The sequence below is a fragment of the Saccharopolyspora soli genome, from assembly GCF_022678645.1.
Taxonomy (GTDB): Bacteria; Actinomycetota; Actinomycetes; order Mycobacteriales; family Pseudonocardiaceae; genus Saccharopolyspora; species Saccharopolyspora soli.
The window spans coordinates 1-7,359 of the sequence record NZ_JALBWV010000136.1 but is presented as its reverse complement, the minus strand read 5'-3'; the positions used below and the strand labels follow the sequence as shown (position 1 = coordinate 7,359).

Annotated in this window: 11 protein-coding genes and 1 pseudogene; 6 read left to right on the top strand and 6 right to left on the bottom strand. The window is 65.9% G+C overall.

From position 1 onward, the window contains the following. Positions 1–268: 268 nt before the first annotated feature. Positions 269–442, bottom strand: coding sequence for a hypothetical protein (locus MOQ72_RS43575; RefSeq protein WP_242191939.1), 174 nt, complete (start codon positions 440–442; stop codon positions 269–271). 23 nt (positions 443–465) lie between these two features. On the opposite strand from MOQ72_RS43575, the gene MOQ72_RS43570 reads away from it, so the two are divergent. Further along, the gene (locus MOQ72_RS43570) at positions 466–711 is read left to right on the top strand and encodes a hypothetical protein (protein ID WP_242191938.1); all 246 of its coding nucleotides are present in this window, start codon (positions 466–468) and stop codon (positions 709–711) included. Here the strand turns inward: MOQ72_RS43570 and MOQ72_RS43565 are convergent. Next, positions 701–919 (bottom strand): hypothetical protein, encoded by a 219-nt coding sequence (locus MOQ72_RS43565; RefSeq protein ID WP_242191937.1) that lies wholly within the window; start codon positions 917–919, stop codon positions 701–703. The genes MOQ72_RS43570 and MOQ72_RS43565 overlap by 11 nt on opposite strands. A 390-nt stretch (positions 920–1,309) precedes the next feature. Between MOQ72_RS43565 and MOQ72_RS43560 the strand changes: the two genes are divergently transcribed. Then, on the top strand, positions 1,310–1,675 hold the full coding sequence (locus MOQ72_RS43560) for a hypothetical protein (RefSeq protein ID WP_242191936.1): 366 nt from the start codon (positions 1,310–1,312) through the stop codon (positions 1,673–1,675). Positions 1,676–1,727: 52 nt separating this feature from the next. On the opposite strand, the pseudogene MOQ72_RS45980 reads toward MOQ72_RS43560, so the two are convergent. Continuing rightward, a pseudogene (locus tag MOQ72_RS45980) lies at positions 1,728–1,856 on the bottom strand (type II toxin-antitoxin system RelE family toxin); the annotation flags it as partial. 281 nt (positions 1,857–2,137) lie between these two features. Between MOQ72_RS45980 and MOQ72_RS43555 the strand changes: the two are divergent. The 4 genes from MOQ72_RS43555 to MOQ72_RS43540 all read left to right on the top strand — a co-directional run bounded on the left by MOQ72_RS43555 (position 2,138) and on the right by MOQ72_RS43540 (position 5,458). Next, positions 2,138–3,385, top strand: coding sequence for a DNA sulfur modification protein DndB (locus MOQ72_RS43555; protein WP_242191935.1), 1,248 nt, complete (start codon positions 2,138–2,140; stop codon positions 3,383–3,385). A 218-nt stretch (positions 3,386–3,603) separates the two neighbouring features. After that, on the top strand, positions 3,604–3,825 hold the full coding sequence (locus tag MOQ72_RS43550) for a Ku family protein (protein WP_242191934.1): 222 nt from the start codon (positions 3,604–3,606) through the stop codon (positions 3,823–3,825). Between the two features lie 229 nt (positions 3,826–4,054). Further along, positions 4,055–4,783 carry a hypothetical protein gene (locus MOQ72_RS43545; protein WP_242191933.1) on the top strand — a complete coding sequence of 243 codons (729 nt, stop codon included), beginning with the start codon at positions 4,055–4,057 and terminating at the stop codon, positions 4,781–4,783. A 345-nt stretch (positions 4,784–5,128) separates the two neighbouring features. Further along, positions 5,129–5,458, top strand: a complete 330-nt coding sequence (locus tag MOQ72_RS43540) for a hypothetical protein (RefSeq protein WP_242191932.1) — start codon at positions 5,129–5,131, stop codon at positions 5,456–5,458. Positions 5,459–5,658: 200 nt separating this feature from the next. Here MOQ72_RS43540 and MOQ72_RS43535 read toward each other — a convergent pair whose 3' ends face one another. The 3 genes from MOQ72_RS43535 to MOQ72_RS43525 form a co-directional block, all read right to left on the bottom strand. Continuing rightward, positions 5,659–5,856, bottom strand: a complete 198-nt coding sequence (locus MOQ72_RS43535) for a hypothetical protein (protein ID WP_242191931.1) — start codon at positions 5,854–5,856, stop codon at positions 5,659–5,661. A 215-nt stretch (positions 5,857–6,071) separates the two neighbouring features. After that, complete coding sequence (locus MOQ72_RS43530; RefSeq protein ID WP_308198076.1) at positions 6,072–7,124, bottom strand: recombinase family protein; 1,053 nt, start codon at positions 7,122–7,124, stop codon at positions 6,072–6,074. Between the two features lie 37 nt (positions 7,125–7,161). Continuing rightward, a partial coding sequence (locus tag MOQ72_RS43525; RefSeq protein ID WP_242191929.1) for a hypothetical protein occupies positions 7,162–7,359 on the bottom strand: 198 nt, incomplete at its 5' end.

Sequence of the window (7,359 nt, the reverse complement as noted above, 5' to 3'; positions counted from 1 at the left end):
GACCACGATCGGTGACAGCACCCCCTGCTCCCACCTCGAATACAGGTCGCTTGATTACGAGAGCTCACCAGACTCAACCCCCGCCTCGCGCTGACCACCGCAGCGCCCCGCCCCGGACCACGCTGGAACAAGTGCGGGCCGCCGGCGGACTCCCGGAACGCGGCGGCCCGAATGTCTGGCAAGCCCTACGAGCACTTGGACTGGGACACCCCGCAGGCGACGCTGCACGCCGCCGCCACCGCACTGCATCTGGCCGTCGAAGGCCGGATCATCGCCCGCAGTCGGCTCGCTTCCGCAAACCCACGACGTTGTCACCGAGCTGGAAACCATCAGCCACCGGCGGTCCGTGGCGTTCCTGCGCGATCTGCTGTTTGAGTCTGCGCAGGCGGTGGTGGAGGCCGCCGAGCTCAACGTCGACGCGGCGGCCGCTGGACTCACGCACCGGAGGAAGCGCAGCGCACGGTGATGAACTGGCGTGCCGCCCGGCTACGCAACGCGCTCGCGCGTGCCGTAGACGAGGCCGGGGACGATCCCACCTTGATTGCGGCCCGCGACGCGGCGACCTTGACGCTGGCGCTGCTGTCCTACCGATCAGCAGCGGAGTTGTCGCTGACCACGCCCGAGCTGGAGGACGCACCGGAAACAGCGCTCGATGCCGCCCGGCTGCTGCTCGCCCGGATCGACGACACCCTGCGCGGCCTCACCGAGTGACCGTAGGCGCCGGGGTGATCGTGTAGAAGCGCTCGGCATTGCCAGCCAGCAGCACGGCTTCCAGCAGGCGCTGCACCCCAGCGCGGTCGGGCTCGACGGGGGGATCCGTTGGCCAAGCCCGCAGCGAGCGCGAGTATTCGCCGGTCGGTCCAGTCGCGGACGAAGGCCGCCAGCACAAGGCGGGGTCCAGGCCCGCGTCCTCGCGCACCTTCCACCTGGGCGGCGAAGTCACAGCGACCCGGAAGCCCGGTGCCGGTCAGCAGATGGATCGCGGCGTGCGCACCGGCGGTACCGATCACGTAGGCGCCGGTGCGCAGCAGGTCGCACAGCTCGGTTCGGTCGAAGTCCTGCGCCGCCATGCCGCGAAGTGTGGCAGCCCTGATCCCTCCCGCCCCGCAAGCAGGTGAGGTGTTGAGCATCCTGTTCGGCTGCTACTCACGCACACTTCAGACGGGGACGAGCTGACTGACCATGCTCGTCCTCGTCTGAATCCAGCGCGCGCAATCGCTTCAGTGTAAATCGAAACCAACTTGGCCTTAGATTTCCAAACCCACGAGGATCACGTGGGATGACAGGGGCCTGACGCATCCTCAAGACCGTGGTCGATGAGTTGAAGGTGGCGTGGGACGAGGCTCCGGTTCCGGCGGGACCCCAGCGGGTCGTGGTGTGGCTGAACGGGCACGGGATTGTGGGTGATCTCGATGTGCGGGTCTGCCATGCGTGCCGGACGGGCGTGGTCGAGCACGTTCGCATCGACACTTCTTTCCGGCGCCGCGGCCTGGGCTGCGCCGCCCTGTGCGAGGTGGTGTCTGGTCTCGCTGATTACGGCTGGACCACCACCGCCATCGAGCCCGCTGCAGCAGGGTTCTGGGATCGCCAAGACCGCATTCCCGCCGCTGGGCTGGGCGCGGCCCGCTACTGCGATCACATGCACGAGGCTGAGTCCCTGAACGGCTGCGAATGACCGACCGGGCTCCGTACTTCCTGAGTTCAGCACTGTCGAACACCAGCTGACCGTCGTCGATCTCGTAGCAGATCCGGTAGTTGCCCACCCGGTATCGCATGACGCCGGGGTAGCCGGTCAGTGCAATGCAGCTTGGGCGGCGCGGGTTGGCCGCCAGTTCCTCGATGGCGTCTTCGGTCGCCTCGACGGCTCTGCTGGATTACGGCCTGGGGTGCGCGACCCCGCTCTTGGGCCCCCGTCCAGCACGACGAGCCCCCGACGTCGGTAGCGCCGGGGGCTCGTCGTTTGATCAGCAGAAACTCGTTAACAGCCTACCCGAGATCACCAGTGGTTAATCACCGCTGATAAGGTCTTCCGTGCGACAGGTAAGGCCCAATCGATCCCAAGTAAGGAGTTATTGAGTTGTCGATCAACGTTGACCCGGGGCGTCTCCAGCGCCCAACGGGCATGACCTATCTTGCCATGCGCAGTAGGCAGGGAAACCGTGACGTCTACACCGTCCGCGTCAAGCTCGGCGAACTCCGCGACATCCTGCCAATCCCGCACCCCGAACGGCCGCAGCCCGGCAACCGCCGGATCAGCGTCCCGCACGCCAAGGGCTTCGGCCGATACATCCGTACCCGCAAGAACTGGACTGCGCCGAGCCTGCTGGTCCGCGACCCCGGCGTGTGCACCTTCACGCCGCTGTCCGACGGCGACGGCAACGAGTTCAGCGACGCGGGGTATCTGACCATCCCCTACACCCGCCGCGAAATCCCGTTCTGGGAGACCAGCGACGGCGAAGCGCCGCCGCCCGCGACCCCGCCGTCGAAGCAGCTGTTCACCATCGACGGGCAGCACCGCATCTTCGGCGCGGCCTACGAACTCGACCGCATCGAAGCCGAAATCGCCGCGTGCGAGGCACGGCTGAACTCCAGCCGGGAAGGCACTCAGAAGCACCGCGAACTGTCCGGACGGCTCGAAGAGCTCAACGAGCACTTCTACCGGCTGCACAACGAAAGCATCGGACTCGACATCTACGCCGAGCCCGACACCTCCCGCGGCATGCAGATGTTCGTCGACGTCGCCGACAACGCCCGCGGCATCACCGCGGCGATCCGGGCCGAGCTGGACATGAGCAAGATCGTCAACCGGACTCTGGCGAAGGTGACCGAACACCCGCTGCTCGACGGGTTGGTCGACCCCGAGCAGGACCGGATGAAGGACGGCAGCGACATGCTCATCGGTGCCAAGCATGTCACCGACATCACCCGCGCGCTGCTGGTCGGCGTCGCCGGGCGGATCAGCGTCGCCCGCGAAGCCGAGCTGGATGACCACGAAGTGGTCAAGCTGACGCACTCGTTCCTGGATCTGCTCGTCGACGCCTTCGGCGACCTCAAGTCCGTGCGTGACCGCACGATGCTTCCTCAGAAGCTGCGCGACAACTCCCTGCTCGGCTCGGTCGGCATGCTGCGGGTGCTCGCCGGAACCTACTACCGGCTCACCGAAGACGGCGCCGACCACCACAGCATCAGCGCGTTCTTCGCACAGCTCAACAGCCACATGGCCGCCCCGGTGGCCGAAAATTCGATCTGGCGCACCGACTCCAAGGTCAAGGAGTCGTTCGAGTACGGCGCATCCGCGCCGGTGATGCGGACGCAGAACCTCGGCTACATCGTCGACGCGCTCGTGGCCTGGTACGCCAACCGCCCGGCGCAGCTGACCGCCTGACCCACTGCGCAACGAAGGGCCCCGGCACCTCTTTGAAGGTGCCGGGGCCCTTCGTGCGGAAACCCTCGTCCGACTCAGTCGAGCCGCCAGTTCGGTCAATGGTCAACCACGAAACCCCATCCACAATCTGATGACCCTGTTGTGGCCGGATGAGGTGCGGGAGCCGGATTTCGCGCTCGCTCGACGGAGTCGCGCCGCCGCGGGAGCAGGAACGGGACATGGCCGAGCAGCTGGTGGCCTCCCTGGCAGTCGAGACTTTCGACCCCGCCGCGTGGCGGGATCATTCCCGGGAGGCGGTGGAAGCGCTCATCGACGCCAAACTTGCTGGTGAGCAGATCACCGTGCCACCCCCGCGAGCCGAGGAACCGTCCGCTGAGCTGGCCCAGGCGTTGCGGGCCAGCCTCGACCAGGCCCGGCAGCGGCGCGGCAGGCCCGACTGAAATCGTCGTCGGTGTCGGCGCTGCTGGCTATCGGTCGTGCGCGGTCGTGGGGAACAGCGTCGTGCTATCATCCCATCCGGGCTAGGTGGTGGCCCTGTTGGCGTGCCGTACCCGGCTTCACACGGTGCACGTAGGCCGACAGAACTGAGCCTGGGCTCAGCCAAGTATCGTCATGCATCGTAGAGGACTTTTCGACGCGCTGGGCCGGGCGGCGATGTCGAGAAGGGGCATGGCGATGGCCGATCACTTCCCGCTTCGCGAGCGCGTTCGAGCACGTATGGAATATACGGGCGAACGTTTTCAGACCGCCCGACGTCACCTGGAGATAGGTTCAGCATTCGATCCAATCGTTCCTGATGCTGGCCCCTCCTGGGATCAAGTACTTCTGGAGGAGAAGTTCCTGTCGAGGCTTGCTTACCACGTCGGAGCGCACAGCCCCGCCCAGTTCAACAACGCTGCCTACGGCATTCGTAGCGTTTCTCCGTTGACCGCCGGGTGTGCGTTACTGCTCGACGAGCGCGTGCTCGCGCTGGTAGCCGCCAAGATCCTGCCGAGATGGACTGGGAAACATTTAACAGGAATACCAGGGCTGCGCTATCAGGCCGACTCGCGCAGTCGGGTCATCCTCTACCAGCACGCCAGGCCAGCCTCAATCACCCTCGAACGGGCCCATGGCTGGATACGCTACGTCAATGCCGCTGAGCGGCGCGCCCGCGAGGAGGCTCCACTATGGAATGGACCTCAGTGGTCTCACGACAAGTTTGAAAAGCACCGTTCAATACCCGATGAAGACGAGGTGCGGCGCTGGAGCACGGCGCTGCGCCGAATCGCTCTCTGGTCCCAGGCACACGAGATCGACTTTCATACCGCGCTGCCCGAGATCAGGGAGATGGCTGGCAGCCGGCCAGATCTCCTTCGCCCCCAACGTGTGAGGTTTCCCCGCTTTGCCGGAGACTGATTATCAGGATTCGTCCCCGGTGGGTTGGGATAGAACCGGGTCGGATTGCCAGCAGATATCGGCGGGGCGGATCCATCTGGCGGCTACGCAAGTAGTCGAAGTCGCGGCGCCGGATCTCCAGCGTAATCGTGCTGGCCGTCGGCGAGCCGGGGATGAGCACCGAGCTCGCCTGGGTAGGCGACAGCCACATCTACGCTTTATGTGGAATCTGATTTGTCAAGATATCCCCCTGGAAGTCGGCTACCTCGCCTCTGAACGAGCGGCTTGAACCGGTAGGTTGGCGCGGGCATGCGGCTCATCGGCCCCTGCACCTCGACTAGTACGACAGACAAAGTAGGAGCCTCTATGGACGAGCTAGAGCAGGCGATCGTGCTCCCGGGGGAGGCGGAGCTACGAGCCCGCCTGGCCACAGCGGACAACGTCGATCCCCATCTCGCAGAAAAGACATTTCCGGAGATCGTCGCTCAACTCCAGGGCCAGACAAAGCACCCGATGGGCGTCGTCAATACCATCGTTGTGTGTCTGGAAAGCTACCGTCAGTCCACCGGACTCCCGGTAGCCGTCGAACCCGCGCTGATGGGTAATGTGCCCCCGTTGTTGGCAGCGATCGCGAGCAGCGACGAGGAGAAGAAGCAGCTCAGCGCTCAGTGGGCTAGGGTGCAGCAACTCCTATGAACCCGATGGTGCCAGCGAACGGGCCCATCGCTGCGCTCGCTCAGGAATTGAACCCCTGGAGCACGGTCAACACTGCCTCGTTCGCTGCCCGCTGGTGGACCACGTACCTTTTCGCTCCGATCACTGACCCGCTGGGCCCTACCGGGACCCCGTCCAGCCTCGCGACATCAGCGCTGGACACGTGGCTGAACCGAGGCCGCCTAGACGTCGCAGCAGTGCACGCCTTCGCCCGCGCCGCCGAAGAACGGATCGCCGCCGCCCTCCCAGACCTTGACGAGGTCCTCGTCGCCGTCGTCAATGACGCGCCCTGCTTGTTCGACCCCATCGTGTGCCTCGGCCCCCGGCCCGCTGGCCGAGGTTCCCACCGAGGTGGCAGGAGTTGCCGACTGGCCCGTCATGACCCGAATGCGGATCAGCCCTTCCGCTATCACCACGCGCCGGGACGACGAGCAGTCTTGGATTCCCCTGTGGCCCATCGCCCGATTCGATCTCGCGTGAGAAGACCGCCTTCTGACCACCAACGCACTCGGGGTTGCCGTAGTACTGGCGAAAGATCGGGCGAATATGCCGCTGAGCTGTCGTGATCAGACCCGTTGGCCGCGCAGTCGTCGTCTCAGGGCTGCTGCTGGGCTTCGGTCTCGGCGGCTTTCACCTCGCCGTGCACCACGGCGAGGCTGACCCCGACACCTCGCGCGATCTCGCGCAGGGATTGGCCCTCGGCGCGGCGGGCGAGGATCGCCCGGCGCTTGTCGTCATCGACTACGCGTGGGCGCCCGCCTTTGCGTCCGTGCCGGACTGCGGACTCCAGGCCGTTGCGGGTTTTGCGGGCGATGTCGCGGCGGCGGTCCTCGGCCAGCGCGAGCGCCAGGTCGAGGATCAGGTTGCGTTCGGTGTGCTCGCCTGCGGCGATTCCTTCCAGGATCTTCACGGCCACGCTTTGCTCGAACAGGTCGTTGAGCACGATCAGACCTTCGAGGAGGTTGCGGCCGAGCCGGTCGGCTTCCTGGACGGTGAGCATGTCGCCGGGCCGCATGTAGTCCAGCGCGGCTTGTAGGCCGGGCCGGTCGGCGACGTTCAGCTTGCCAGTGATCTTTTCCTCGAACACCTTCACGCAGATCGGGTCGAGATCGTCGTGCTGGCGCTGGGTCTCGGCGAGTGCGCGGTAGATGCTGGCTAGGCTGGGGTTGTCGCCTTTGCGTTTGCCGGTGGGGATGATCAGATCCTTGCGGATGGACTCGACGGATTCTCCGCGGGCGCGGCGGCGGAGCACGGTGTGCAGCATGTCCTCGGTGATCACCGGCGGTCGGCCGCCGTGATTGCCCTTGCGGGCAGCGGCATTCAACCCTTCGAGGGTGGCCTCGCGGATGTTCTCGCGTTCAGTCTCGGCCATCGCGGCGAAGAACGCGAAAAGCACCCGGACGGTACCGGACGGGTCGTAGATCCCGGTCAGCGGGCCGGCGAGCATTTCCAGCGGGATGCCGTGCGAGGTGAGGTGGTCGGCCAGCGCGGTCAGCTCGGCGGAGTCGCCGCGCAGCCGCTTCATCTCGTACACCGTCAAGATAACGCGGCAGTGCGGGGCGAGGGCCTTGATCTCCCCGCACGCTTCCAGGGCGGCCTCGAACTTCGGCCTGACCCGCACGCGGGTGGAGACCTTCTCGCCCTGGATGCCGTGTGCGGCCAGGGCATGCGTGAGCCGTCCCGGATCAGGGTTGGCTGTCGCCGTCCTCGGCTTGGCCTTCTGAGCCTGGCGGGGCCTCGACGGTGCGGCGGTCCAGCCGGTCGACCGCGGTCACAAGCACCTCGGCCACATCCATCCACGAGTAATGGTCCCGGAAGTGCATCAAAAACGTGTAAAACGCGTCCTTCCGGCCCCGCTCTGCCACGTCCCGTCCGTATGCGGC

Bases quoted from the DNA above. Each gene is read 5' to 3' on its own strand.
- MOQ72_RS43550 (WP_242191934.1), top strand. From the start codon at position 3,604: ATGGCCGAGCAGCTGGTGGCCTCCCTGGCAGTCGAGACTTTCGACCCC.
- MOQ72_RS43570 (WP_242191938.1), top strand. From the start codon at position 466: ATGAACTGGCGTGCCGCCCGGCTACGCAACGCGCTCGCGCGTGCCGTA.
- MOQ72_RS43555 (WP_242191935.1), top strand. From the start codon at position 2,138: ATGCGCAGTAGGCAGGGAAACCGTGACGTCTACACCGTCCGCGTCAAG.
- MOQ72_RS43535 (WP_242191931.1), bottom strand. From the start codon at position 5,856: ATGACGGGCCAGTCGGCAACTCCTGCCACCTCGGTGGGAACCTCGGCC.
- MOQ72_RS43540 (WP_242191932.1), top strand. From the start codon at position 5,129: ATGGACGAGCTAGAGCAGGCGATCGTGCTCCCGGGGGAGGCGGAGCTA.
- MOQ72_RS43545 (WP_242191933.1), top strand. From the start codon at position 4,055: ATGGCGATGGCCGATCACTTCCCGCTTCGCGAGCGCGTTCGAGCACGT.